Origin of the sequence: Thermogemmatispora sp. (assembly GCF_042408735.1) — a bacterium.
Classification (GTDB): domain Bacteria; phylum Chloroflexota; class Ktedonobacteria; order Ktedonobacterales; family Ktedonobacteraceae; genus Thermogemmatispora.
On record NZ_JBHOQV010000057.1, the window covers coordinates 1 to 25,602 of the forward strand.

Annotated in this window: 16 protein-coding genes, 1 tRNA gene and 2 pseudogenes; 15 read left to right on the forward strand and 4 right to left on the reverse strand. The window is 60.9% G+C overall.

Features of this window, described 5'->3' with window-relative positions; all coding sequences use genetic code 11:
- The 4 genes from ACFMO7_RS04190 to glgA all read left to right on the forward strand — a co-directional run.
- A partial coding sequence (locus ACFMO7_RS04190) for a ubiquinol-cytochrome c reductase iron-sulfur subunit (protein ID WP_376794276.1) occupies nucleotides 1-217 on the forward strand: 217 nt, incomplete at its 5' end.
- A gap of 228 nt (nucleotides 218-445) precedes the next feature.
- Nucleotides 446-1,426 (forward strand): c-type cytochrome, encoded by a 981-nt coding sequence (locus ACFMO7_RS04195; RefSeq protein WP_376794277.1) that lies wholly within the window; start codon nucleotides 446-448, stop codon nucleotides 1,424-1,426.
- A gap of 370 nt (nucleotides 1,427-1,796) precedes the next feature.
- On the forward strand, nucleotides 1,797-3,302 hold the full coding sequence (locus tag ACFMO7_RS04200) for a hypothetical protein (RefSeq protein ID WP_376794278.1): 1,506 nt from the start codon (nucleotides 1,797-1,799) through the stop codon (nucleotides 3,300-3,302).
- A gap of 215 nt (nucleotides 3,303-3,517) precedes the next feature.
- Nucleotides 3,518-4,987, forward strand: a complete 1,470-nt coding sequence (gene glgA / locus ACFMO7_RS04205) for a glycogen synthase GlgA (protein WP_376794279.1) — start codon at nucleotides 3,518-3,520, stop codon at nucleotides 4,985-4,987.
- Nucleotides 4,988-5,235: 248 nt separating this feature from the next.
- Here glgA and ACFMO7_RS04210 read toward each other — a convergent pair whose 3' ends face one another.
- Nucleotides 5,236-6,213, reverse strand: a complete 978-nt coding sequence (locus ACFMO7_RS04210; protein ID WP_376794280.1) for a sensor histidine kinase — start codon at nucleotides 6,211-6,213, stop codon at nucleotides 5,236-5,238.
- A 263-nt stretch (nucleotides 6,214-6,476) separates the two neighbouring features.
- Here ACFMO7_RS04210 and larC point away from each other — a divergent pair.
- The 4 genes and pseudogenes from larC to ACFMO7_RS04230 all read left to right on the forward strand — a co-directional run.
- Nucleotides 6,477-7,643, forward strand: a pseudogene (larC, locus tag ACFMO7_RS04215) (nickel pincer cofactor biosynthesis protein LarC); the annotation flags it as partial.
- A gap of 110 nt (nucleotides 7,644-7,753) precedes the next feature.
- Complete coding sequence (locus tag ACFMO7_RS04220) at nucleotides 7,754-8,320, forward strand: DUF1992 domain-containing protein (RefSeq protein WP_376794281.1); 567 nt, start codon at nucleotides 7,754-7,756, stop codon at nucleotides 8,318-8,320.
- Nucleotides 8,321-8,883: 563 nt separating this feature from the next.
- Nucleotides 8,884-10,494, forward strand: coding sequence for an APC family permease (locus ACFMO7_RS04225; RefSeq protein ID WP_376794282.1), 1,611 nt, complete (start codon nucleotides 8,884-8,886; stop codon nucleotides 10,492-10,494).
- 340 nt (nucleotides 10,495-10,834) lie between these two features.
- On the forward strand, nucleotides 10,835-12,328 hold the full coding sequence (locus tag ACFMO7_RS04230; protein ID WP_376794283.1) for an APC family permease: 1,494 nt from the start codon (nucleotides 10,835-10,837) through the stop codon (nucleotides 12,326-12,328).
- Nucleotides 12,329-12,656: 328 nt separating this feature from the next.
- Here ACFMO7_RS04230 and ACFMO7_RS04235 read toward each other — a convergent pair.
- Nucleotides 12,657-12,728 (reverse strand) — tRNA-Thr (locus ACFMO7_RS04235).
- Between the two features lie 479 nt (nucleotides 12,729-13,207).
- On the opposite strand from ACFMO7_RS04235, the gene ACFMO7_RS04240 reads away from it, so the two are divergent.
- A complete protein-coding gene (locus tag ACFMO7_RS04240) occupies nucleotides 13,208-13,597 on the forward strand; it encodes a PleD family two-component system response regulator (RefSeq protein WP_376794284.1) in 390 nt (129 codons plus the stop codon).
- An 82-nt stretch (nucleotides 13,598-13,679) separates the two neighbouring features.
- Here ACFMO7_RS04240 and ACFMO7_RS04245 read toward each other — a convergent pair.
- Nucleotides 13,680-14,351 (reverse strand): annotated as a pseudogene (locus tag ACFMO7_RS04245) (HD-GYP domain-containing protein); the annotation flags it as partial.
- 411 nt (nucleotides 14,352-14,762) lie between these two features.
- Between ACFMO7_RS04245 and rdgB the strand changes: the two are divergent.
- From rdgB to ACFMO7_RS04275, 6 genes are all read left to right on the forward strand, one after another.
- On the forward strand, nucleotides 14,763-15,434 hold the full coding sequence (gene rdgB / locus ACFMO7_RS04250) for an RdgB/HAM1 family non-canonical purine NTP pyrophosphatase (protein ID WP_376794285.1): 672 nt from the start codon (nucleotides 14,763-14,765) through the stop codon (nucleotides 15,432-15,434).
- A gap of 399 nt (nucleotides 15,435-15,833) precedes the next feature.
- Nucleotides 15,834-17,081 carry an RRXRR domain-containing protein gene (locus ACFMO7_RS04255; RefSeq protein WP_376794286.1) on the forward strand — a complete coding sequence of 416 codons (1,248 nt, stop codon included), beginning with the start codon at nucleotides 15,834-15,836 and terminating at the stop codon, nucleotides 17,079-17,081.
- A 44-nt stretch (nucleotides 17,082-17,125) separates the two neighbouring features.
- Nucleotides 17,126-20,365: an exonuclease domain-containing protein gene (locus tag ACFMO7_RS04260; protein ID WP_376794287.1), complete on the forward strand. Its 3,240-nt coding sequence runs from the start codon at nucleotides 17,126-17,128 to the stop codon at nucleotides 20,363-20,365.
- 86 nt (nucleotides 20,366-20,451) lie between these two features.
- A complete protein-coding gene (locus tag ACFMO7_RS04265; RefSeq protein ID WP_376794288.1) occupies nucleotides 20,452-21,624 on the forward strand; it encodes a tRNA-ribosyltransferase family protein in 1,173 nt (390 codons plus the stop codon).
- A complete protein-coding gene (locus ACFMO7_RS04270; protein WP_376794289.1) occupies nucleotides 21,569-22,414 on the forward strand; it encodes a 16S rRNA methyltransferase in 846 nt (281 codons plus the stop codon). Before ACFMO7_RS04265 ends, ACFMO7_RS04270 begins: the two co-directional genes overlap by 56 nt.
- Nucleotides 22,415-22,484: 70 nt before the next feature.
- Nucleotides 22,485-24,653, forward strand: a complete 2,169-nt coding sequence (locus ACFMO7_RS04275; protein WP_376794290.1) for a molybdopterin-dependent oxidoreductase — start codon at nucleotides 22,485-22,487, stop codon at nucleotides 24,651-24,653.
- Nucleotides 24,654-24,676: 23 nt separating this feature from the next.
- Here the strand turns inward: ACFMO7_RS04275 and ACFMO7_RS04280 are convergent, their stop codons facing one another.
- Nucleotides 24,677-25,474: a TrmH family RNA methyltransferase gene (locus ACFMO7_RS04280; RefSeq protein ID WP_376794291.1), complete on the reverse strand. Its 798-nt coding sequence runs from the start codon at nucleotides 25,472-25,474 to the stop codon at nucleotides 24,677-24,679.
- Nucleotides 25,475-25,602: the final 128 nt, after the last annotated feature.

A 25,602-nucleotide genomic window follows, 5' to 3' on the forward strand; every position in this document is an offset into this window, starting at 1 on the left:
CGATGACTGTGTGAGCTTTAAGTGCCCGTGCCACGGCTCGCATTATAATGTCGATGGCGAGTTCCTCGATGGCCCGGCGCCCCGCAGCCTGGATCGCTTCCGCATTCTCTTCCAGGGTGAGAGCGTGATCGTGGACACGTCCCAGCTGAACAATAAGGTTCAGCATCCCGATGCGTCCACCCGCCTGATCCCGGAGCCGACGATTGCCTGTGCCTGATGCTTGCTTTCTCTTCCTCCGCGCCTGAGCGGGAGGCCGCTGCGCCGAGCAATGCCTCACTCACACCAGCCAGACCGCCGATGTGAGGAAGGTAGCCAGCGAGTTGCTCGCCTGCCGGCCTTGCTGGCCGCCCTGGTGTTCGCAGGTGGAGGGCCGGCCCCCGGCCCGGGCTTCCTGGTTGGAGAAGAGAGAGGGAACAGAGGGAAAACTCTTGGAAAGGTAGCGCGTATGATCAATCCTGTCCAGGCAGCTATAGGCATTGTCGTGCTGCTGGTGACCGTTGGCGGCCTGCTCTATCTCTTCTATTCGCGTACCAATGCGGTCGAGAAGAGCGGCTACGGGGCGCTGATCATGCTCTCCTTGATCACGCTGATGATCCCTGTCTTCTGGATCATGGAGAGCAATGGCCAGGCAATGGCAAAGGCCCAGCAGCATCAAACCGCCCTGGAGCGCGGCGCCGAGCTGTATGCTCAGTACTGCTTCCAGTGCCACGGAACGAAGGGCCAGGGGCGCGTCGGCCCCAGCCTGAATAATAATCCCCAGGTCAACAAGTTGAGCGATAATGATCTGCTGCGCATTATTAGCGCTGGCATCTATAATACGAACACTAATCAGCTCAACGTGGCAATTATGCCGGCCTGGAGCGAGGATTACGGTGGCCCGCTGACGAACATCGATATCCAGTATCTCTTTGAGCTGATTCGCTCCTCCGACCCGGATTATCTGAAGGCTAATGGCTTGCCGTCGGGCAATGGCTTCGACCAGGTACCGGAGCTTATCCAGAAGAATAATCCCACGGCCTATCAGACGGCGGTCGCCCAGGAGAGCAGCGGTCAGTTCGGTAATCCGGTCGATCTGACTTCCAAGAAAAATGTCACGATCGACATGGTCACCTCCCCCAGTGGGGCAAGCTGCTCGCCGGCCTGCTACGACCCGATCTATGTGAAGGTCAAGGTTGGGACCACCATTACCTGGGTCAATAAGGATAGCCAGGCTCATACCGTCACGGCTCTGCAGACCGAGGATCTCAACAATAAGAAGATCGCTTCCAACATCTTCGACTCGGGCCTGTCAAAGCCGATCCTGACCAATGGTACCTTCACCTACACGGTGACTATGGCGGCCTATAATCTGAATAAGGACCATAAGGTCTATTACTACTGCCAGTATCATCCAAGCATGGTGGCTGTCCTGCTGATCGTTCCCTAGTTGGGGTGCGATCAGCCGGGGCTGCCGCTTGGCCCGGCTGCTGGCCTCGCTCGAAACCTCTCCGCCTTCTGCTTCGTGCTGGCCTGTTGGTGGGGGAGAAGGGACCAGGCTGGGGCTGGCAGCCGCTGGGTTGGGATTGCTAGGCTGAATCTCTCTCAGTGCAGATGAGCAACGAGGCGTCTTTCGCTTGATAAGGCGGACTGGCTGGCGATGCCGGCGAGGGCCAGCCTTGCCGGCATCGCCGTCAGGTCTGGCTTCAGGTAAGCTGCTCCCGGCGGGAGACGCTGTCGACATAGCGGGGCTTCGTGCCCCAGATCAAGCATGTCGCCGCAACTGTTTGTGGTACATGTCGTTGAAAGGGCTGGCAACTATGCAGAGAGTTCAACCACGGGAGCTGCCTGAGCGCATGTCGTGGGCACGTGCCCTGATCTTTGGTGTTGGCTTCTTCTTCATTACGGCGTTGCTGATTGGGCAGCTTCCGGGCTATATTTTCGATGAGCTGACGGCCTCCACGCTGCAGGGCATGGAACAAGGCTCGCTGGCCCTCGGCCTGGTCTGCCTGCTCGGTTTCTTTGTCGTTGAGGTTATTGTTCTGCTCTTTGACCCTAAGCCGTTGCTGCCGCCCATGCTCTTCGTAGGGCTGGGCCTCGTGCTCTTTGTAGGCGGATTGGCCTTGCTGCTCTGGGCCGCGCTCACTCCCGCCACGGCGGGTGGAGTGACGACCAATAGCCAGTACTTCCCTCAAGCGAACTTTTTCTGGAATCCCCTTCTGGATGGGAATGTACTCTGGCTAGAGCCGGGAGCTGTCGATTTTATCATGATCGCCATTGTCCTTATGCTCGCCGGTGGGGCCGCCATGTTCTACGGCGCCCTGGCCCTTAAGGAGCTGCGCGATCCCGATCGCAGCGATCCCGGAACCACACCGACCATCCGTGGTCTGACGGTGCTGGGCAGTGTTGTCCTCTTTGCCTACATGCTTTTCTCGATGCTGGTTGATCCCAATGCTCTGGCGGCCCGCATCAATCCGGCCTGCCCCACGGCCATCGATCTGGCCAAGGGCTGCGGGATGATCACCGGCCTCTTCGTGGTCAACGCGATTGAAGGTACCCTGCTGGCGATCGCTGTGGCGGCAACGCTGGGGGCCTTCGCCTTGCGCCTGCATTACCTGATGCGCCCCGTGCGCAAGCGGGTCATGGCGCCTTTCTATGCTGTCGGGGTCAACCTTCTGCCTTTCGGTGTAGTTTTCCTGCTCCTCTGGTTCTTCCTCTATCCTCTGCTGGCTTGGATTCATAGCTGGTCGCTGGCGGGCCTTGGCGACTGGCTGACGGTCTGCGCGCGCAAGTCGGTGGTCCCGGGTTCCTGTACCTTCTCTCAGCAGGCTGGTTACATCGTCGATGCTTTCCTGACGATGAACTTCTTTGTCCTGCTGATGGCGGCTGTCCGTGTCTGGCGTACGAACCGCAATCTGGTCATCATTGGAAGCTTTTGGGTAGCGGCGGTGCTGGGTTTGGCGACCCTTGTGACCCATCTGCATCCCGAGGAAGCCCTGATTGCCCTGCTTCTCTGTGGCGGGACGCTGGTCATGGTCACGATCTGGACGAGTGTGGCGCGGCGCGAGTTCGCCGTGGTGGGAGAGCGCAACCTTGGCTGTCTTGGCCAATGGCTGGTAGTGGGAACCTGCCTCTTCGTCTATATCGCTGCCTTTGCCTTCTTCTCGATCCCCGGCTTCCGCGAGACAGAGCCAAATATTACCTTTACACCGGGCCTGTTGATCCCTGGCAAGGGTGCCCCCGATGCGATCATTGTCTTTATTCTGATGGGCTTGCTGGCCGCTCTCCAGTTCTACTTCCTGGTGCGCAGCCGTTACAAGGTATAATAGCGCGCCAGCCGGGCCAGGCAAAAGAGCCAGGCAGGCGGCTCCGTCCCTGAGATAGGGCGGTGCTCGCCCTGCCATCTGCAAGGCGTCGCAAGGTTATCTGCTATCCGCAGGATAAAGGTGCGGAGAAGAGCCTGCGACGCTCTCTTTTTTTGGGGGCTGGATGGTGTATAATGAGGGACAGATTGTAAGAACGGGAAGACCAGGTAGGCAGTATGCAGTCTGAGAGTCCGCTCAAGATTCTAATTCTCGCCGCGGAAATCGTGCCCTTTGTCAAGGTTGGTGGGCTGGCTGATGTTGTCGGCGCCCTCCCCAAGGCGCTGCAGGCGCTTGGGCATGATGTGCGCCTGGCCATGCCGCGCTATCGTCAGGTTGATCCCGAGCGCTTTCAGCTTACGCCGGTGCTTGAGAGCATCACGGTGGATATGAATAAGTTCCAGGCCAGGGTGAGCGTACGCCAGGGCACGATCGGCAACGATATCCCCGTCTACATGATCGACGCCCCCCGCTTCTTCGAGCGCGAGAACGTCTATGGCTATACCGATGATGGGGAGCGCTTCATCCTCTTCTGCCGCGCTGCTCTAGAGGCCATGCGCGCGCTCGACTGGTCGCCCGACATTATTCACTGCAACGACTGGCATACCGGTATTGTTCCGAATTGGATGCATACCATCTATCGCCGTGACCCCTTTTACGCCGGGGCGGCGACCGTCTATACCATCCATAATCTGGCCTATCACGGCATTTTCGGCTATCGCATTCTCGAAGTGGCCGGAGTTGCGGCCAATGGCTTTCTCTATCCCCAGATTGCTGAGCTGGCGAACGTCGTCGATATCATGGGGCGGGGCATCCTCTTTGCCGACGCCATTACGACCGTCAGCGAGCGTTATGCTCAGGAAATTCTGACGCCCGCCTTTGGGGAGAAGCTTGATCACTTGCTGCGTTCGCGCAAGGATCGGCTCTTTGGCATTCTCAATGGCATTGACTACGAAGAGTGGAATCCTGCTCACGATCGCTACATCGCGGCCACCTTCGATGCCAATACTCTAGAGCGGCGGGCAGAGAACAAGCGCGCTCTTCAGCAACAGGCTCATCTGCCAACGCGCCCCGATGTGCCCTTGCTGGCGATGATCTCGCGCCTGACCGATCAGAAGGGCTTTGATCTCCTGGCGCAAATCGCGCATCCCCTCCTGGCTCAGGGAGTACAGTTTGTGGTGCTGGGCATTGGCGACCCCCACTATCAGGAACTGTTCCAGACCCTGGAGCAGCAGTATCCCGATCAGGTAGCTAGCTTTTTTACCTTCAATACTGAATTGGCCCATCGGATCTATAGCGGGAGCGATATGTTCCTGATGCCCTCGCGCTTCGAGCCGTGTGGTCTGGGACAAATGATTGCCATGCGCTATGGCAGCGTGCCCATCGTGCATCGCGTAGGTGGACTGGCCGATACGGTGCAGGAGTATGATCCGCGCAGCGGCGAAGGCAATGGCTTTACCTTTACCCGCTATGACCCCTGGGAGCTGTTCGCCGCCATTGTGCGAGCGCTGGAGCTTTATCGCTTTCCGGAGATCTGGCGCGACCTCCAACGGCGCGGTATGGCTGCCGACTATTCCTGGCATGCCTCGGCTGTCCGCTATGTCGATGTCTATCGCAACGCTCTCGCCTTTCATCAGCAGGGCAAATAATGCAAGGAATGGCCTGGACAGGAGCAAGCCAGGGGCCGATAAGGCTGGGGTGGGATGCCGGGCGTGGGCACAACAAGTGTGCTCCTTGTGGGAAGACCAATGTGGAACTGAGGTAAGTGAGCTGGAGGCCGTTGAAAGAGAGGTGAAGGGTAGGAGGCTGGTCTGGAGGATTCAGGTCCCCTTGCCGATTGGCTGGCTCAGACTGACCAGAGGCCCGAAGAATAGGCGCGGGTGTCAGGCGGCTCAGCTTACGCCTGGCGCAGACTTAGCCAGACACAGGTACCTTTGCCGGGCAGACCTTCGCTCTCCAACCAGATCTCGCCTCCCATCTCTTCGAGCAGCCGCTTGCTTAGATAGAGGCCAAGGCCCTTTCCCTGGGGGGCCAGGTGCTGGGCCCTCTCCAGTCGCTGGAAGGGTTGAAAAAGTCGTTGTTGGTCTTCGCGCGGGATGCCGATGCCTTCGTCCTGAATGGCCAGGTAGATGCGCCGCTCCTTTTCGGCGGTCCCGTCGGCGGCTAACGGAGCACTGCCTGGTCTGCTCTCGCTGAAGGTGATCCGTAAACGACTCCCTGGACTGGAGTAAGTAAGGGCGTTATTGACGAGGTTGCGTAGCACCTGACGCAGTTGGAGGGGCCGCGCCAGCACATCGCACTTGCTTAGCTCCAGCTCAAGCCGCCGATTTTCGAATTGCAGGCGAGGAGCAAAGGAGGAGAGGACAGAAAGCATCGCCTCCTTAAGATCAAGGCATTCGACCCCGGCCTGCTCTGTGGCCCGCTGAGGGAGGATGATAGAATCAAGGACGAACGTAGCTTCGTCGCAGGCGTGGTTGATCTGCTGTAAATATTGATCATAAAGCTCCCTGGGGATCTGCTCATGATAGCAGCGCAGCAGCTCGGCGTAGCCTTTGATGGCCGCAAGCGGCGTTCTGACCTCATGATTGAGGATCAGGAGTAGCTGGTCGCGGTTCTTCTGATCTTCGGAAAGCCGCTCTTTCTGCTGACGGAGCTGTCGATGTTCCTGCTCGATATGGCGCACCTCGTCGCTGATCTTGAAGAAGGCGCAGCCAACGATGAAGATCTGGGCCGTTGCCAGAATAAGGCTGCTATAGATTATTGCGCTGGCTGAGCCAGCAAGGCGGGGCAGGATAAGAAGGCTGGCGAGGTTGAGCAGACCAATGGCGGCCAGAACCCCGCAAAGGAGACGCAAGCAGGTGCGGAGCATTGTCATGTAATTTTTCACCTTCAAGACCCCTTCGCACAAGGCTCGTGACAAGTTAATGGTTCTGTTCTAGGACAACGAAGATGGTCTCTCGCCAATCTCTTAATTATACCCTTCGGTCCGGCTAGATCGACAAAACGCTGCTCTGTTAGCTGAGCCGATTCTCTTCGCTGTGACTGAGCCGGCGGCAGAGAGCGGACGCTGAAAGAAGATGGCCGAGTGCTGTGGACTGGTCTCCCTGACGAAACCTTTTTTAGAAACGAGGAGGGTGAATGATAGCCTACCTGGATTGCTATTCTGGGATCAGCGGCAACATGTTCTTGGGAGCAATGCTTGATGCTGGACTCCCGTGGAGTAGTCTGCAGGAGATGCTGGCCCTGCTCCCCGTGGAGGGCTACCAGCTACGACGTGAGACGGTGGAGCAGGGAGGGATACACGGTCAGCGCGTTGAGGTGGTCCTGGAAAACCCTGATCAACCGGAGCGACACTGGTCTGAGATCCGCCAGCTCCTGGAGAGCGCTCCGCTGCCCGGGCGGGTGCGTGAACGAGCGCTGGCGATCTTCCGCACGCTGGCTGAAGCGGAGGCAAGTGTGCATGGCGTAACGCCTGAAGAGGTGCATTTTCACGAAGTGGGGGCTGTTGACGCCATCGTCGATATTGTCGGGGCGGCGATCGCCGTTGAAGTGCTCGCTATCGAGCAGCTCTATGCCTCGCCTCTGCCGCTCACAAGCGGTATGGTACAGACGGCGCACGGGCTACTGCCGGTGCCCGCCCCTGCTACTCTGGAGATCCTGCGCCGCGTGGCAGCGCCCTGGCGCCCCTGCTCGGTGGAGGGGGAACTGGTGACGCCAACGGGGGCGGCCATTCTGGCTGCGCTCGCGCGCTTTGAGATGCCGCCGATCCGCATCGAACGGGTGGGCTATGGCTTTGGCCATCGCCGGCTTCCCTGGCCTAATTGCCTGCGCCTCTGTCTTGGCTCGGCTCAGCAAATGGCGGCCCGTGCGGGGGAAGAGCTAGATCGCGACTGGGTGGTCTTAATCGAGAGCAACCTGGACAATACGACGCCCGAGATCTTGGGTGCCTTGATGGATGAGCTGCTGGCGGCGGGGGCGCTCGATGTGACTTTCTCACCCATCCAAATGAAGAAAAATCGCCCCGCGACCCTGCTGAGCGTTTTGGCGCGCCCAGAGCAGAGCGAGGACCTGGCCATACTGATCCTGCGCTCCTCTGGAACGCTTGGCGTGCGTCTGCAACACATGCAACGCCTTAAGGCTCAGCGCTCTCAGGAGGAGCTTCTGACGCCACTGGGACCGGTGACAGTCAAGGTCAAGCGCCTGGGTGGGCGTCTGGTAAGTGCGGCGCCGGAGTATGAGAGCTGCCGCCTCCTGGCTGAAGAGCGCCATCTCCCCCTGGGCGCGGTCTATGACCTTGTCCAGCAGTGCCTTGAGGTCACCCTCCGTGATCAAGGTTCGACAGCAAGACTGGCTGGGGCGACGGACCCCTTGCTGCTTCAAGGAGAAAACGAGCGCGAGCAGAGGAACGTGTGATCATGGATCGAGAACAATATCTGCCTTTCTACCGTCGAACGCAGCAACAAGGAGAGGTGGAGAGCGATAGCGAGCTGAGCAGGAAGGGCTATGATGAGCGGCGATTCCGGGACTTTGTCGAAGACAAGATTCGTGACGCCCAGGAGCGAGGTGTCTTTGAGCATCTGCCGGGAATGGGCAAGCCTCTGCGTCTGGATGAGAATCCTTATGCACGCGATAAGGAGTTGGCCTATCACCTGCTCAAGAGCAATGGCTTTGCTCCTCAGGAAATCGAGCTGGCCAGGGAGATTCGCTGCGAGCTACAGCAGGCTGATGCCAGGCTGGCCAGGCTGCGCGAGCGACGCCAGCGGCTGGCCGGGCGCCGCGTGCCTCCCTTCCCAAGCGAGAAACGGGCCTTTAACGCTGCTCTGGCTCAGGCCCTGCGCGACTATGAAGCAACGCTACGCGAGTTGAATCGCAAGATTCTGACCCTCAGCCTGATGGTGCCGCCGGCGATGCACATGAACATGGTCGACGTTGACAGCAAAGTTAAGGCTTTCCGCGAAAGCTGCCCGCCATTTCCAATCTGAAGCCTGCCGTAGTGCAGCGCGACCAGGCCCTGTGCAGGCTGGGTCAGCCTACCTCGTGTTGGCCTGATGAGGTCCGGTTATCCTGTCTGACGCTCCCTTGCCGCCAGGCAGGGCCGAGCCGGGCCTCTCTTGTGCTCCCCCTTGCTGCGGCCTCGGTGCACTGGCACCTACAAGCCGAAATGAGCCGGCCCTCTCCCTTCAGTCGCCGGTCGAGTCACTCCACTCTATAAGCAAATACTCCTAATCTTCAGACTGGCATAGCAGTCCCTCTCAAGACTGAGTAGACTCCCTAATCGGAGGGGGCGAGGACGATCATGATCGATGAAAGCCGTGGGAGACCCCCCTCGGCTCCGGCCAAAGCGAGGGGAATCTCCACCAGGAAACTGACCGCTCATCTGGCCAGTCAAAGGACAGAAGTGAAGATCCCCGAGCGTCGAGCCGGCTGGAAGAAGAGCAGGGGAGCGTCGCACAGAGATGGGCCTGCCGGCAGTCCTCTATCCAGCGGTCCCCCTGCTCCTGTTCGCGACCTGATGCCTGGAAACGTTTTGCATGGAGGTGTGACATTGGCAACGCAGGATGAACTGGTACGGAAAGGGTTGCTTGAAGGGGATATCGATGTTGATCAGGCCAACGTTGACAAGCTGCATAAAAACGTTATTGGCCTGCCTGGCGTGCTCTACTTTTGCATTGCCGGCTCGGCCCCCATCTCGGCCATGCTCTTCAACGTGCCTCCCATAGCCCAGCAGGCCGGGGCGGCCTCGCCGCTTGTATTCCTGCTCTCGGGAATAGGCCTGCTCCTGCTAGGGGTCTCCATCGTTTATCTTTCGCGCCGCCTGACCTCGGCGGGAGGATTTTACACCTGGGTCAGTCACAGCCTTGGAAAAGGCACGGCCTTCCAGGCGGGCTGGCTCATGATGGGAGGCTATGCCCTCTTTGAAGCGGCTCTGATGGGAGCCTTTGGCTCCTATACCAACAGCTCCTTTGCCACCTACCTGCATCTCAACCTCCCCGGAGGCTGGGTCAGCTGGGCCCTCATTGGAACGCTCCTCATTTTCCTGCTCTCCTACTTTGACGTCAAGTGGTCGGTCTTTGCTATGGCCCCCTTCCTGATCCTGGAGATCAGCGTGCTCGTCATTCTCGACCTTGTCATCTGCCTGCGAGGAGGAGCGAGCGGGCATGATCTGCTCCATACCTTCAGTGCGCTGGGGGCGGACCTCAAGGGAGCGGCGCCAGGTGGGGTGCTGGGGATCGGCATCGGAATGGCCCTGGGAGTCTGGTCCTGGGTGGGCTTCGAGGCGGGAGCAGTCTACGGCGAAGAGGCGCGCAATCCGCGTCTGGCTGTTCCGGTGGCCATCTTCAGCGTCGTTGCTTTCCTGATCATCCTCTATGTCTGGACGTCCTACTCAGCGACCATTGGCTACGGCTGGCAGCATGCCGTCGATCAGTTCGCTGCCAATCCCAGCACCGCCTATTACACTCTGGCCACCACCTACGTCGGTGGCTGGCTCCAGGCTCTCATGATCGTCGCCATCAGCACCAGCGCCCTGGCCTGTGGTCTGGCCTTTCACAACGGCATGGTTCGCTACCTCTACGCTATGGGCAGGGAAGGCATTCTGCCGCCCCTCTTCGGCAAGACACATCCGCGCTATCGCAGTCCCCACATGGCCATCGTTGCCCAATCGCTTTTTACCTGTCTGCTCATCGCCTTCTTTGCCTTAGTAACGCAGAAGCCAGGAACAGGGAGCTATGGCTTTGGTCTGCCGGGCAACGGCTATCAGCAGGTAGATGGGCTGGCCCCCTATGCCTGGCTGGCCACGGCGGGGACCATAGCCTTTATCATCGTCTACATCATGGTGAACCTGGCGGCCCCCCTCTTTGCCTGGCGCTTTGACCGCGCCAGCTTTGGGATCGTGCGGCACATCGTGGCCCCCCTGCTTAGCTCGGCGGTTCTGCTGATCCCACTGGCCTCCTTTATCCTGCCAGCCATCCCAGGGCCGATCGGCACCTTCTTTACAACGCTAGGCTTTGCTCCCACTCCTTTCCCGACCAATATTCTGCCCCTCTTTGTGCTGGCCTGGATTATCTGCGGCCTCCTCTACGCCAACTACCTGGCGCGCAGCGATCCCGAGCGTTATGAGAAGATGGGGCGCATCGTACGCGGCGATGTCGCCTAGCCACCAGGCTCGCACAAGGCTGGGTCCCTCTCGACCATTCTTGTCAGCCCTTCGCTGCTCCTTAAAGGCCAGGAGAGCCGCCAGGCAGGCCACAAGCAAGCCCGCTCTCCTGGCCCCTCTCATTCCCTGATATCGATAAAGATAATAAAATCTATTTATAGCTAAATTTTGCCAGTCTTGTGTATTTTTCTTGAAAAAATCGAGATAATCATTAAACTCAGCATAGAGAACAGCCGACCCATTGCCATCTGGCCGAGAGTTCGAAGGGGAGGGGAGAGGGCAGCGCGGACCAATGGCTGCCGGCGCGGGTGGGAAGGTTCGGGTCAGGGGGAGGAAGCTTATGGCGCTTTACTCAGAGAGCGGCAAATGGCGTAGTGCTCAAGAGCCGCTGGCTTCGGAGGAGTACGTTGTCAAGGCGATGCCGGCGGTGCTGGGCACTCTTGAAATGAGCGCCTTCTTCATCGTCATCGTCTTTTTCATTACCAACAGCAACACGGCGAGCGCGGCTGGGCCGGCGGCGCTCACCTACCTACTGATCGGAGCGATAGTTTTCTTTCTGCCCAGCGTCATCGCCACGGCCCAACTGGGAGCCATGTTCCCCTACGAGGGATCGCTCTATAACTGGACTCACAAGGCCTTTGGGGGCTACTGGAGCTTCTTTGCGGCCTTCTGTGCCTGGTTCCCGGGGGTCCTTGTGATGGTCAGCGCGGCCGATAACGTCCTGGCTTTTATTCAGGGACTCAATCGTCAGTGGGTTCTCCAGCCCTGGCAGCAAGGGCTAATCATCATTGGCACGCTGGTGCTAGCCGGCCTCCTGGCGCTCCAGCGCTTCCGCACGGTAGTCAATGTCGTCCTGGTGGCGGCGGGAGCCATTTTAGGAGCGGTTTGCCTCCTGGGAGGAGCAGCCGCCTGGTGGCTGCTTAGCGGGCATGGACCTCTAAGCGACTTTAGCGAATTCTCTGCCTGGCTGCCCAGGCTCGCCCCGCAGGGAGGAAACATCGCCACCTTTGGGCTGGTTATTCTGGCCTATCTCGGAGCCGAGACCCCGCTGAACATGGCCGGTGAACTAAAGCACCGGCGGGTGGTGACGCGCCATCTCTGGTGGGGGCCACTGGTGGTGCTGCTGGGCTACCTGGTCGCCACGACTGCTCTGCTCGTCGTCGAGGGGCCGACCAGCGGCGCCCTCTTACCGGCCCTGGTGGCTACTGTCGACCTCAGCCTTGGCAAGATCGCTGGGAACCTCATGGCTGTTTGCCTGATCATCTTCTTTTTCACCGCCATTGTGGCCTACAACTGCAGCTACGCTCGCCTGCTCCTGGTGGCCGGAATCGATCAGCGTCTCCCGGCTGGAGTGGGGCGTCTCAATCGCAACCGGGTGCCGGCCAGGGCTATCCTTTTTCAGACGGTCATGGCCATCATGCTCGCCACCCTTATTTTCATCGTGGCGCCACTGGTGGTGCACGTTGGCTCACCTGCCGATCTGACCACCGAGGTCTACAATGTGATGCTGGCCTCCTCGACGCTGGTCTGGGCGACCTCGGCCTCCTTTCTGTTCGCTAACCTGATCATGCTCGCCCTGCGCAATCGAGAGGTCCTGCATGCCCAGCTCATCGTTCCGGCTCCGATTCTCTGGGGCAGCGTCGTGCTTGGCCTGATCTCTTCACTCTTTGCCGTCGTTGACTCGCTGATCTTTTCCTGGATTCCGAGCCTGATTCCCAATACGAGCTGGTGGTATATTATCGGAGGAGTGACCTGCTTCTGTCTCATTATTGCCGCTATCGGCAGCATGTTCGCTGCCAGCGAGGCCGACTGGCAGGGCTTAAGTAAGTGGTGAGCGCATCCCTCCTGGTGGCTCTGGCTCTGGTTAACGGATAACAGGTACAGAAGATGTCCAAAGATTGAAAAGAGAAATATTGATCAGGTCGGGATAAAGAGACCTCGTGGCGCGTGCAGGAGGACCTATCGGGAATACAGGAATAGAAGAGGGGCGCTCCCGCCAGGACCTCTCTCCCGCAGGACAAGCTGGGGGCCTGGTCTGGCTGGTCTAGACCGATTATGGTCAGCGGAGGAGGAGGATAGTGCGGGCCATGGGGTCGAGGATCTGCTGGCCAGCGAGAAGTGCGGCGGTCGCAGGTTAGAGGTCTGATGGTGGCAAAAAAAAGAGCCGGTGGTCGGACTCGAACCGACGGCCTGCGCATTACGAGGGCGCTGCTCTACCACTGAGCTACACCGGCTGAGGTTGGGTTGAACAACTGGCAACGTTCCAGCGCTGGCGACCCAGGTCGAGGTTGCCGGCTGGGCTGTTACCGCTTTCAATTATACGCCTGGACTAAGTTGCTGTCAAGCATCAGTTTGAGAGAAGAAAAGAGACTAGAGCGCCGGCTGGCGCGAGAAGCTTGCCAGGAAGAGACCGAAGTTGCCTGTGGTTGATGGAAATGCTATCCACGGTGAGCCCGGTGAGCGTCCTTATCACCGGGAGAAGGTGGCCCCTCGGGTCCAGGAAGAGGAGGGAGAGAGAGGCGGCTCTGTGGTAGTCGCTACCTGGCGCTTACCCTGCCGATGACCGGCAGAGCGAGAGAGAAGACAGATAGTACTCTCTGAAAAGAGCCGTGCCTCTTACGAAACTGGTGCGTCTCTATCAATTGAGGAGAAGAGAGTGGCCCTGTCTGAATGATTGTCCCTTTGCCGGGGGGGAGTAGTTGCAGGCTGTCCTATGAAGGAAAGCAAAACGGTACTCATCATAGATGACGATCGTGACGTCAGCGAGCTGTTGCAGATGGTCATTTTAGAGCGCACGGACTACCGTCCGCTCTGGATTGGTGAGAGCGAGCTGACACTCTACGCGGCCCCGCACGTGAGGCCGGCGCTCATCCTGTTAGACTATCGACTGCCGCGCATGCATGGTCTGGAACTCTATGATCGTCTCCAGGAGATCGAGACCATGCGCAACGTGCCTACCGTGCTCATCACGGCCTGGAATGACTTGCCGCTCGAAGAGCTACGCCGTCGCGGTATCTACCTGTTGCGCAAGCCCTTTGATCTAGAGGAGCTTCTCCAGCTAATGGCGCTGTTACTGCCGGGTGCGGTGTCTCCCGGGCAGTGAGGATCAGAGAGAAAAGCTCCACCAGAGCTGGATCGAACTGAGAGCCGGCGTGGCGGTGGAGTTCGGCCAGGGCCTCAAAGGCGGTGCGCGGCGCCTGATAGCTGCGACCACTGGTCATGACGGCGAAGGCGTCGCTGATAGCGATCAGGCGTGCTCCGAGAGGGATCGCCTCGCCGGCCAGGCCAGCCGGATAACCGTGGCCATCCCAGCGCTCGTGGTGATGGTAGACGGCGCGCACCAGTGCCTGGGGAGCGTGCAGGCGGCTCAGGAGCAGTGCTCCTTTCAAACAATGAGTTCTGATGTGGGCAAACTCCTCGCTCGTCAAGGCTGTCGCTTTATGGAGGAGCTGTCTGGGCAGCGCGAGTTTCCCAATATCGTGGAAGAGAGCTGCCAGCTCGATCAGCATGCTCTCGTGCGCCGGCAGACGGAGGGCCTGCAACAGAGGCGTCGTCAGCAAGTAGACGCTCAGCGAATGATGATAGAGCTGGCCATCGTACTCGCGCAAGGCCCGGAGAAGGTAGGCAAAGCCACCAGCCGGCAACGGGGATCCCCGCTGAGGAGAGGCAATGAGCGCTACTCTTCTTTCCTCTGGCTCCGATTCTTCATCCGCCTGACTGACATGGACATGACGGCTGCTTGCCTGACTGGTCCAGGATAGCCGCTGACCGGGGTAAGCCTCTAACCGTGTGACGGCTACTTGCCAGTCTCGTCCTACAGCGACGCTGCTGTCTCCGCTTACATAGTGTCGCATCATCGTTTGTCCTGGTCAATATGCTGTCCTTCCCCGACGTCATCCGAGTTGGCAGTGGAGGCCTGATCTGCCTTTCATATAGTTCATTTGAGCGTCTAAGTGTTTGCTCTCCTAAGAGGTACGTTTCAGACCAGGAAAAAGTTGATAGGGCTGTGAGGTTGATGGAGGTAGCCGCTGGCTCTTCCATAGGGCCGGTGCCAAGGCGCTTAGCGGCCTTTTTTCCTCTCGACAAGGCTGCCCCGGTATGGTAATATGGGATCAAATTTTATGTCATCCGCCTGGGACAAGGAGCGAACGGGCCTGAGAAGGTCTTGCCTGCTCAGGAAGTCAGGGTGAAGGGAAGCGGTTCCCGCTCACGGCGCCAATGGATACGAGTGTCCCCACCTGCGTCTGCTCCGTAGTGACCTGAAATCGATGAAGCAACGTGAGACGAGTGATCAACCCGCTCAAGAGCCAAGACGCCTGCTGCTGGCGACGACGAATCGCGGTAAGCTAGAAGAACTGCGCGTGCTCTTCAAGGATCTGCCCTTTCTTCTGGTTTCCCCTGAGGAGATTGGCCTTGCGCTGGAGGTGGAGGAGACTGGGCAGACGTTCCGTGAGAATGCTGAGCTGAAAGCGCGGGCCTACGCCAAAGCCGCCGGGCTGCTGGCCCTGGCCGACGACTCTGGCCTGGAGATCGATGCCCTGGGCGGAGCACCAGGCGTCTATTCTGCCCGTTTCCTTGGGCAGGAGACGCCCTACGAGGAGCGTTTCCGCTATATCTTCCAGCGCCTGCAGGGGCTACCGCCGGAGCAGCGCACGGCGCGCTTCCGCTGCTGTATCGCCATTGCTGAGCCTTGGGGCTATTGCCGCACGGTTGAGGGGGTCGTGGAGGGCCAGATCGCTGAGGAGCCGCGTGGCAGCAATGGCTTTGGCTACGATCCCATTTTCCTCGTTCCTGAAATTGGTAAAACCACTGCCGAGCTGCCCTCGGAGGAGAAGCATCGTATCAGTCACCGAGGAAGAGCGGCTCAACTAGCCCGGAGACTGCTCGCAAGCTGGCCTCCCTTCGCAACTTCTGCCGATCTGCTTGACACTCTGCCCTAGCCTGGCCTTCTGGCAGAAGAAGCGGCGATCGAAGAGTGCGCGAGTGGCTGAGCAAAAGAGCAAGGGAGCAAGCAAGAGTCAGAGACCCCCGGCTCAGGCTGGGAGCTTACAGGGAAGCTTGCTTGTAAGTCCGGCTCTGACCGGCCCAGGCGGCTGAGCCGAAGGAGAGGGCGAGAAAGCCGCTCTGTCGTCGACAGGCCAACGTCCCATTCCGGGATGCTTCCCCTGTCCCGAACCCGGGAAGCTCCGGCTGCAGACAGGCTTCAGGGTGTCGGCGAAACGGGCCGGAGCAGACGGAGGACTGGCTGGCAGTATGGGCGAGCAGAGCGGTCCAGGAGGGTCCGCCCGACCCGCTGCCGGCCCCGTGAGGGCTTCCGATCCGAAAGGAAGGGAAGGATCATGGCGTTTGTGCTGGAGAAGAGCAGGCAGCCGCTCATTGCTGGCTCCGAGCAGCGAGCACCGTTGTTCCTACAGCCCGGAGGCGCCGTCGTCCACCGGCTCCCGCCCTTCACGAGTCGGCCCAAAGATCGACGACTTGAAGGAGGCACATGGCAGCCCGACGGGCTATCGCTCGGTCCTGGCAGCAAGGTCACTGGGACGGTGGATGATCCTTGCGAGCATGCCTTGAGCTGGGCGGTGCTCGCTCAGCGTGGAGATGCCGGCCGGGAACGGAGGCAGCAACGCGCGGCCTCCCGCGCCTCACGGCTCACCCATCGCCGGAGAGCCAATGGATGGTCGCCGCCTTCGCTGCAGAGCCGGATTGAGCACCTCCTCTCCTGGGCGAGCTGGGATCGGGGTCTGGCCTCCATTGCTCGTATCGGGATCGAAGCCGAGACCGTCCGCTTTGAGACGCCGGCGCTCCAGCCTGGGGAGAGCGCTGGTGCTCCTCACCAGCGTGGCGAGCTGGTCGGCCATGAGGGCCGCGAGTACCTGCCAGCAAGGTGGGGACGCTGTTGTGGGCACCGTGGCGCAGAGAACGGGCCGCTGGAGCTGGAGCAGAGCATCGTGCAGTCGGGAGGCGGCATGGATCGGGTCAGGACCCTCCCTGCCGTCTATCGGGCCTGCAACCAGGCCAGAGGGAACCGGACGGCGGAGGGAGGATGGCTATCTGGAAGCCACCTGGAAGGGCCAGCCAGGGCGAAGGGGCCGCTGTGGGAGGCTGCGGCCGTCAACCCGATGGGCCACGCGATCCGGAACGGTCTGCACCTCCTGGGTCGAGCGGTTCGCTCCCGGACGGGCAGGCGGACGAAGGGGAACCGAGGACGGGCTGGGTTCCCGAAGGCGCAGGCGTTGGCGACCCTGGGCATGGGCGCTCTGGCCGGTGTTTCCGGCTGGCAGGCCCCGGTTCTGGAAAGCAAGGCGCTGGGTCGCGGGCAGCGGTGCCGGGCGACCGCGGAGGGAGGTCCACGGCTTCCCGCGCGAAAGCTGAGCGGGGGATCTGGGCCCTGTGGGAGTTCCGACGGGCAAGCGCACCGGCGTCCAGAGTGGCTCTGTGCTGTGGCCGTGCGCGCCTCTGGATCATCGCGGGTGGGACGAGCGGATCGGATGGGATTTCGTGGAGGTGGGGTTGCCTGCTTCAGCAGGCAGATGGATACGGGTACACGATACGAAAGGAAGGAGGGCGCGGCGCCTCCTCCCCAGGCGTGAACGCTGGGGCTTCCGGTGCCGCCTGACTGGGTGAAAGATTTCCTATGGGGAAGAAGCCGCCTATCCGGGTCGCCCTTGACCTGGAAACAACCGGCCTGCATGTGGAGCAAGATGCCATCCTCGAAGTGGCTGCGGTCAAGTTCCAGGGTACCACGATTCTCGATCGCCTTGAGACGCTGGTGGCGCCGGGGCGCTCCGTCCCTTATCGAGTTCAGCGTCTGACGGGCATTACGCCGCAACAGCTCATCGGGATGCCCTCCTTTGAGGCCATCGCGCGCAAGCTCCAGCAATTTGTCGGCAGCTTTCCAATTGTTGGGCACAGCATCCCTTTTGACGTGAGCTTCTTGCGCCGCCAGGGGTTGGCTTACCATAATCAGCTGATCGATACCTTCGAGTTGGCTTCAGTGCTCCTGCCCTCATTGCCGAGCTACAGCCTGAGCTATGTGGCGCGTTTTCTGGGAGTGCCCAGCTCGCCGGAGCGACATCGGGCTATGGCCGATACCCTGCTGGCGATGCATGTCTTTCTGGCCCTCTATGAGCGTCTGCAAGCGATCGACCTGGCTGCGCTTGAGGAGCTGGCTCATCTCGATGCTCCCCCCGACTGGCCGCTATTGACCTTTTTCCGTCAGGAGCTGCGCGAGCGCCAGCGGGAGCAGGGATTGCAGCGTGGCCCTATCTGGGGAAGCCTTGGTCAACACTTTGCCGCCCAATTAGGGATGGATCCGCGCGTGCTCTCGTTCGCCGTAGCGCGTGCTGGTTCGCCGCTCCTGGCGTTGGCTGCTGATCCCCCTCCTGAGCCGGCCCGCCCGCCCGCCTCCCTTTCCGCTACTGGTTCTGATCTCTCGTCTCACCTGGTTCGGCTCTGCTCTCCAGAGGCGCTCGCTGGGCTTCAGATTCTGGCCGAGGCCAAACGCTCGGAGTGCGAGCGTCCGCGCCTCGATGACTTTGCAGCCTTGCGGCGTCAGTTGCATGAGACGTTAACCTGCTCTGGGACGGCTCTGGTCGAAGCGACGCTCGGCAGCGACGACTACCTGCCGCTTCTGCTCGCGGTTCTGGAATGGCTGAAGGAGACTGCCGCCCAAGCAAGGGTCGCCTCCCTTCCGCTGCCCCGCCTGGTGATCGCCTGTGCATCGACCCAGATGGCCTATCGCATCAGGGATACATTCCTGCCTCGCCTCCAGAAGCTGCTGGGTGCACATTGTACGGTGGCCTATCTGGCTGAGCGCGACGGCTACCTTTGTCTGCATCGCTGGTTTGGGACGGCCCAGGTGCGGGCTGGTGGGGGACCGCGCCCGGAAGAGGCTCGCGCCTTTGCAAAGTTCACGCTCTGGGCCCAGGAGACCCTGACCGGTGAGCGGGGGGAGCTGACGCTGTTGCCCCACGAGGTCGCGACCTGGGAGCGCATTTGCTCGGGGGGGGAGCGCCTGGTGGCCAGCGATGAGCGCCTGGGCTGCATCTATGAGCGCTGCGCTTATCGTCGTAAGGGCTACTGTTTCTATCAGCGGGCCGAGGAGCGCGTACGGGCGGCCCAGATTGTAGTGACAACCCTTGCGGGGCTACTCGATGATCTCTCCTCTCCCCATTCTCTCTTACGGGAAATCCCCTATCGCCTCATTCTAGACGCCGATCTTCTCGAAGAGGAGTGGGCCCGCCGCAGCGGCGTCGAGCTGAGCCATAGCCGCCTGTTGACCCTCCTGCAAACGCTGGGGGTCGAGCTGCCCAATGGGCGCTATCAGGGGCTGCTGGCCCTGGCGGCTCCTGCCTTGCGAGAAGAGCCGGCTCTCTCCATTAGCGCTTCCTCCGATTTTGGGGCTGCCGAGACCGTTACGCGGGCAGAGCTGGACACACGCCTGCTCTCCTGGTTCCAGGTCCTCCGTCAGACCTGTGGGGCAGCCAATCAGTTTTTCACGGCGCTGACGCATCTCGTGGATGAGGCATTGCACACCTCCGCTGCCAGCCAGGGGGCTCGCCATGAGCGTGGGCGCTCTCAAACGGCCCGCAATCAAGGCCAGAATCCGCGTTTTGCGGAGCGCCTGGATCAGGCCCTGCGTCTCCAACGCTCCCTGCTGAACCTGGAAAGCTGGGACGAGACCGCCCATGCCTGGCGTCAACTTTCACAGCGCTTGCAGGCCGTGATCGAGCTGACCCAGGAGGCTGAGCGCCTCCTCTTGGCCGGCAATCGCGGGCGGACGCGCCAGGAGCGGGCCGGAAGCGGACCGTTGACCGATGCGCTGGCGGCCGAGTTTGCCATCAGTGCCCAGCGTCTGCGCACTCTCAAGGAACAGGGAGATCGGGCTTTTACTCTGGCAGAGGGTGAGATGGTCTACTGGCTGCGCGTTCCTCCTGCTCCCTGGCATTCGCAGCCTCGCGGCCTGGAGAGCGCTGCAGCGACTCCTGCTGTAGAGCAACCATTAGAGCATGCCCCCGCCCTCTACGGTCAGCCAATCCAGGTTGCTCCCATGCTGAAACGCCTGCTGTTTCATCCCCAGCGGGCGACCATTCTGGCAGGAGTGGCCCTGGCGGTGGCCGGCGATTTCTCGTTTGCCCGGGGCCGGCTGGCGCTGGAGATGGAACACTGCCCAGCCTATTCGTTGGAGGGCGATCATTGTGCTCAAACCCTGCTCTATATTCCCAACGATGTTCCAGAGCCAAATATGCCTCAGTATCAACGGCGCCTCGATGAGGCCATTTTGCAGATGGCTGAGGCTCTGGAGGGGCAGATCCTTGTCTTGTTCACCTCTCACGCCGCCCTGCGCAGCTCATATGCCTTCATCAAGTCGGCCCTGGAGGCACGCGATATCCTGCTGCTGGGCCAGGGCATCGACGGCTCGCCGCGCCAGCTCTGGCAGATCTTCGCCGAGCAGCCACGGGTCATGCTCTTTGGCGCCGGCGGTTTCTGGGAAGGAGTCGAAGAGCTACCAACGCTGCCGGCCTGCCTGTTTATCCCTCGGCTCCCCATGCCGGCCCTTAACGATCCTCCGTTAGCCGCGCGCGCCGAGCAGTATGCGGATCAGCTGCATCAGATGACCGTGCCGGTGGCCGCCCTTCGGCTGCGTCGAACCCTCAATCGCCTGGCCTGGAGCGGTAGCAAACGCAACAGCGTCATCATCTTTGATCGACGCCTGATCTCCAAGGAGTATGGGCAATTGATTTTACATTCGTTGCCGCGCTGTTCACAGCGCCAGGATAGTGTGGCCCACATGTCCGATGTGGTCCTGGACTGGCTCACCTCCGATGGCCTCGGTGGTCAGCAGGAGCCTGGTTTCGGGGCCGGCCTGGCTTGACCCGTGTCCGCAGCCTATGGTATCGTACAGGCATTGAAGAAGACGAGTGGCGCAGCCGCAAGCAAGTTGAGGGCGGTATTGTGACGATGAGTGTGGATGAGCTGGATGAGCGTCTAGCGCTGGCGCTCCCGCATGGGATGGTTTCCCTGCCCGCTTTTTTGCCCGATGCAACACATGGCGTTGTGCGGGCCGTTGACAGTCTCGATCTGGAACAGTGTGGGGTTCAGGCGCTGGTGATGAATACCTTTCATCTGATGCAGCGCCCTGGTTCCTCGGCGGTAGCGGCCCTTGGTGGGCTACATACCCTGAGCGGGTGGCGGCGTCCGATTGTGACCGACTCGGGCGGCTTTCAAGCCTATTCGCTGATCCGTCAGAATGCCCGCTACGGTCATCTGACCGAGAAGGGACTGGCCTTTCAGCCAGAGGGGGCGACGCGGCGTTTCCTCCTCACGCCCGAGAAGAGCATCCAGCTACAGGTAAGCAGCTATGGTAGCGATGTGGTCGTCTGCCTGGACGATTGCACGCACGTTGATGAGCCGCCGGCGCGGCAGCGCGAGTCGGTCGAGCGGACGATTGCCTGGGCGCGGCGTGGCAAGGCTGAGTTTCTGCGCCTGGTGGAACAGAAGAGGCTGTCGCCCGCAGAGCGCCCTCTGCTCTTTGCCGTTGTCCAGGGCGGGGGCGATTTTGCCCTGCGCCGCGCCTGTGCGGAGGCGCTGTTAGAGATCGGCTTCGACGGCTTTGGCTTCGGTGGCTGGCCACTGGATAGCGAGGGCCAGTTATTGAGCGAGATCGTGGCCTGGACGCGCGAGCTGATCCCGGCGCGCTTTCCTTTGCACGGCCTGGGGATCGGTCACCCTCTGAATGTGGTGGCTTGCGCCCTTATGGGGTACAATCTCTTCGACAGTGCCATGCCGACGCGGGATGCTCGCCATGCGCGCCTGTATTGCTTTACAGAGGATCCCTTCACCAGTCGTCTCGATCCCGATGGGTCGTGGTTTACCTATGTCTATCTCAGCGATGAACGCCTACGCCGCGAGCGGCGGCCGGTCTCTGCTTTCTGTGATTGTCTCTGCTGCTCGCGCTATAGTCTGGCCTATCTGCATCATCTCTTCAAGGTCAATGATGTCCTCTTTCTGCGCCTGGCGACTATCCATAACCTGCGCTTTATGATGCAGCTGATGCAGCGCCTGAGAAAACTGTTGCATGGTGAGCGAGTGGCAGAACAGCACGAGCAGCGAGCGGCTCAGGCAACTGGTTGAGACGGTGCGGATGAGCCGCAAGTATCGCTCGCTCTACGCTGGAACGATCGCCTATCTAGGCGCCCGTGAGCTGGTCCTGCACTCTAACCTGGAGGAGGCGGTCAAGGCAACGAAGCGCCGGCTGCACCAGATTGCCGGAATGTATCTGACGGGAGCTGCCCCGTATGCACGCTGGCTGGCGGAGCTTCGCCAGGCGCGTGCAAGCGGCGATGAGGAACAGTTACGGGCTGTCTGCCGGCGTGTGATGTCCTGGCATGCCTCGACCCGCGAGCGGCTCGATCTGCTGACTACCTTTTACCAGCCCTTACTGGCCGATCTCCCTCCTATCAGGCGAGTGCTTGATCTGGCCTGTGGTTTTCATCCTTTGGCCCTGCCCTGGATGCCGTTTTTCCGCGCGGGCGAGACGGCCTGCTACTATTATGCCTGCGATATCTATGAGGACCTGGCATCCTTTCTGCAGGCTGTTCTGGAAGTGCTGGGGGTGCCTGGCGAGGTCACGGTCTGCGATATTGTCCAGGCCCCACCGGACCTGACGGTCGATCTGGCCTTTGTCTTGAAGGTCCTGCCTTGCCTGGAACATATTGAGCCGGAGGCCGGCCTGCGGCTCCTGCGGGCTATTCGGGCGCGCTACTTGCTGGTCTCCTTCCCCGGGCAGAGCCTGGGTGGTGGAAAGCGAGGCATGGCGGCCCACCATGAAGCGCGCTTTCGAACTCTGGTCGCTGATTGCGGCTGGCGGCTCGAACGCTTCTCCTTTCCCGGAGAGCTGGTTTTTCGCATCCAGAAAGAGTAAGTAAGCTGGTCAAGGTCTCGACCGCGAGCCAGGCCGGCATCCCCTTCACTGGTAGAGGAGCTTGTTCCGCATGGTGAGAGCAACTTCTGATGAAAGCAGACAGCCAACACTGGCCTCTCAGCGTGTCGTCTACGGCGCCTGTCCTCACGACTGCCCCGACGGCTGTGCTCTAGAGACCGTCGTCGACGAGCAGGGTAGGGCGCTGAGCGTACGCGGACGGGCTGACCATCCGATTACCCGCGGCTGGCTCTGCGCCAAGGTGAACCGCTATCTGGAACGTGTCTATCATCCTGAGCGCCTGCTCTATCCGCAGCGTCGCCAGGGGCCCAAGGGCAGTGGCTCCTTCAGGCGCATCAGTTGGGAGGAGGCGCTGGCCGAGATCAGCGAGCGCTGGCGGCAGATTATCGCTGAGCATGGGGCAGAGTGTATCTTACCTTACAGCTATGCGGGCACACTGGGATTAGTCAATGGAGCCGTGGCTGACTCGCGCTTTTGGAATCGCCTCGGGGCCTCACGGCTGAAGCGCGCCATCTGTGGCTATGCAGCCGAGGAAGCCGTGCGTCTCACCATCGGCTGGCGTCTGGCCCCCTCGCCGGAGATGCTGCTGCAGAGCCGGCTAATCTTGATCTGGGGCAGCAATCCGGCCAGCACAGCCCCGCATATCATGCCGTTTGTGCGCCAGGCTCAGCGCCAGGGAGCGCGCGTCATCGTCGTTGATCCCGTGCGTACTCTGACCGCCCGCTCTGCCGACCTGCATATCCAGCCTTATCCTGGCACTGATGCCGCCCTGGCTCTGGCCATGATGCACGTCATTGTCACTCGGGGCCTGCATAACCAGGCCTGGATCGAGGCCCATACCGTTGGTTGGGACGGGCTGCGCGAGCGCATCATGCGCTATCCGCCCGAGCGAGCCGCGGAGATTACTGGCCTGCCGGTCGAAACAATCACCGAGCTGGCAGTGACCTATGCCACCACCGCGCCCGCCATGCTACGTGTCACCGATGGCATCAATCGCCACACCAATGGTGGGCAGACTGTCCGAACGCTGCTCTGTCTGCCGGCCCTGACCGGGCAATATGGGCTGGCAGGTGGAGGAGTAATGTACAGCACCAGCGATTGGCTTCACTGGGATGCAGAAGCCGTCAAACACGAGCATGATCCGGCCTGTCCGCCGGCGCCGCGCACTCTCAACATGAACCGGCTCGGAGCCTTACTCACCGGGGAAGCAGATCCGCCGATCTACGCCCTCTATGTCTATAATGCCAACCCGGTGGCCTCTGCTCCCAACGCTGCCAGGATTGTCGAAGGACTCAAGCGGGACGATCTCTTTGTCGTGGTGCACGACCTCTTCGAGACCGACACGGCCCGCTACGCAGACATCCTCCTCCCTGCTACCAGCCAGCTTGAGCAGACCGATCTTCACAAAGCCTATGGGCATCTGGCTCTGCAGTACAATGCCCAGGCTATTGCCCCGTTAGGGGAGGCCCGCAGCAACTGGGATGTTATGCGCGGGCTGGCCCGGGCGATGGGCTTCGAAGAACCCTGGCTGCACGAAGATGCGGAAGCCGTTATTCGGGGCGTGCTGCAGGCCACAGCGGCGCGCTCGCCACTTCTGGCGGATGTCACCCTGGAGCGGCTCCAGCGCGAAGGGTGGGTGGCACTCTCCATTCCGGAAGAGCAGCGCGTCCCCTTTGCCGATGGACGCTTTGGCACCCCCTCCGGCAAAGTAGAGTTTTACTCGCAGCAAGCGGCAGAACTGGGCTACGATCCCCTGCCCGACTGGGTCCCCGATGCCGAATCGCCATTTACCGAGCACGCCAGCGGGCAGAGCGGACGCCTGGTGCTGGTCTCGCCGGGCGCACATCACTTCATCAGCTCTAGCTTTGGCAATGTGACTACCTTACGGCGTAAAGAGGGCCGGCCCAGCGTGCGCCTGCATCCCGATGAGGCCCGGGCGCGCGGCATTCGGGATGGTCAACTGGTGCGCCTCTGGAACGAGCGAGGAAGCTGCCTGGTCTTTGCCGAAGTGAGCGATGAGGTGCGGCCCGGAGTACTGGCTGCCAGCTCAGTCTGGTGGCCACGCTTCAGTCCCGATGGACGCAACATTAACTGGTTGACCTCCGATCGGCTGGCCGACTTCAACGGCGGCAGCACCTTTCACAGCACCCTCGTCAGTATTGAGCCAGCCACCGAGGCGGCCCAGCCTGTAAGCGAGAGGCAGGAGGCCCTCAAGGGCTGACGCTGTACGGTATACCTGGCTAGCTAGAGGGAACGCTGCTGATAGAAGACCTCGTAAAGCACCAGGGCTGTGGCGACCGCCAGGTTGAGCGAGTCGCTGCGGCCCGTCATGGCAATGCTGACGACCTGCTCGCAGCTAGCCTGCTGAGCGGGAGAGAGACCTTCGCGCTCGCTGCCCATGAGCAGGACGAAGGGGAGCGGGTAGCGCAGGCTGCGGTAGTCAGTGGTGGCCTGTCCAGAGGTACCAATGACAGGGCAGCCGGTCTCTGCCTTCCAGCGACAGAAAGCCGCAAAGCTAGCGCGCACAAGGCCCTGAGAGAAGAGAGCGCCCATGCTGGCGCGCACGGCCTGGGGATCATGTGGATCGGCGCAATGATCAAGGAGCATCACTCCCCGCGCGCCAGCCGCATCGGCAGTGCGCAAAATCGTTCCAATATTGCCAGGGTCCTGGGCGGCGTGCAGGGCCACCCAATAGTCGCCGGGTCCCAGGCGCAGCTCCTCCAGCCGCAGCCAGCGCTGGCGCACCACGGCAGCCAGACCCTGGGGACCCTCCTTCTGCGAAAGGCTGCTGAAGACAGCCTCGCTGACCTCCAGCAAGGGTATGCCGCTGGTCTGGGCTTGCACCACCAGAGCGCGCGCGAAGTCGCTGCGTAGCAGGGAGGGAGCCACCACCAGCGTTTCGACAGGGGCCCCCGTCTGAAGCGCCTCAGCTACCAGGCGAATGCCCTCGATGAAGAAACAGCCGCTGCGCTCGCGCTCGTGGCGCTGGCGCAAGGCCCGAATCGCTTTAATGCGAGGATTAGCGGGACTGGCAATCTGCATATGCGCGTCTCTGTCTCTGCTCGACTCACACCGGCTCCGGCACCAGCCAGGCATCACGAGGCCGGTCCTTCAACCCCATGGGCGTCAAGGACGGACCGACCTTGCTCGCCTATCATAGCGCCTCCGCC

Coding starts and splice junctions, on each gene's coding strand:
- ACFMO7_RS04275 (WP_376794290.1), top strand. CDS start 22,485: ATGGTGAGAGCAACTTCTGATGAAAGCAGACAGCCAACACTGGCCTCT.
- ACFMO7_RS04280 (WP_376794291.1), bottom strand. CDS start 25,474: ATGCAGATTGCCAGTCCCGCTAATCCTCGCATTAAAGCGATTCGGGCC.
- ACFMO7_RS04255 (WP_376794286.1), top strand. CDS start 15,834: ATGGCGTTTGTGCTGGAGAAGAGCAGGCAGCCGCTCATTGCTGGCTCC.
- ACFMO7_RS04240 (WP_376794284.1), top strand. CDS start 13,208: ATGAAGGAAAGCAAAACGGTACTCATCATAGATGACGATCGTGACGTC.
- ACFMO7_RS04210 (WP_376794280.1), bottom strand. CDS start 6,213: ATGACAATGCTCCGCACCTGCTTGCGTCTCCTTTGCGGGGTTCTGGCC.
- ACFMO7_RS04220 (WP_376794281.1), top strand. CDS start 7,754: ATGGATCGAGAACAATATCTGCCTTTCTACCGTCGAACGCAGCAACAA.
- ACFMO7_RS04230 (WP_376794283.1), top strand. CDS start 10,835: ATGGCGCTTTACTCAGAGAGCGGCAAATGGCGTAGTGCTCAAGAGCCG.
- ACFMO7_RS04195 (WP_376794277.1), top strand. CDS start 446: ATGATCAATCCTGTCCAGGCAGCTATAGGCATTGTCGTGCTGCTGGTG.
- glgA (WP_376794279.1), top strand. CDS start 3,518: ATGCAGTCTGAGAGTCCGCTCAAGATTCTAATTCTCGCCGCGGAAATC.
- ACFMO7_RS04265 (WP_376794288.1), top strand. CDS start 20,452: ATGAGTGTGGATGAGCTGGATGAGCGTCTAGCGCTGGCGCTCCCGCAT.
- rdgB (WP_376794285.1), top strand. CDS start 14,763: ATGAAGCAACGTGAGACGAGTGATCAACCCGCTCAAGAGCCAAGACGC.
- ACFMO7_RS04270 (WP_376794289.1), top strand. CDS start 21,569: ATGGTGAGCGAGTGGCAGAACAGCACGAGCAGCGAGCGGCTCAGGCAA.
- ACFMO7_RS04260 (WP_376794287.1), top strand. CDS start 17,126: ATGGGGAAGAAGCCGCCTATCCGGGTCGCCCTTGACCTGGAAACAACC.
- ACFMO7_RS04200 (WP_376794278.1), top strand. CDS start 1,797: ATGCAGAGAGTTCAACCACGGGAGCTGCCTGAGCGCATGTCGTGGGCA.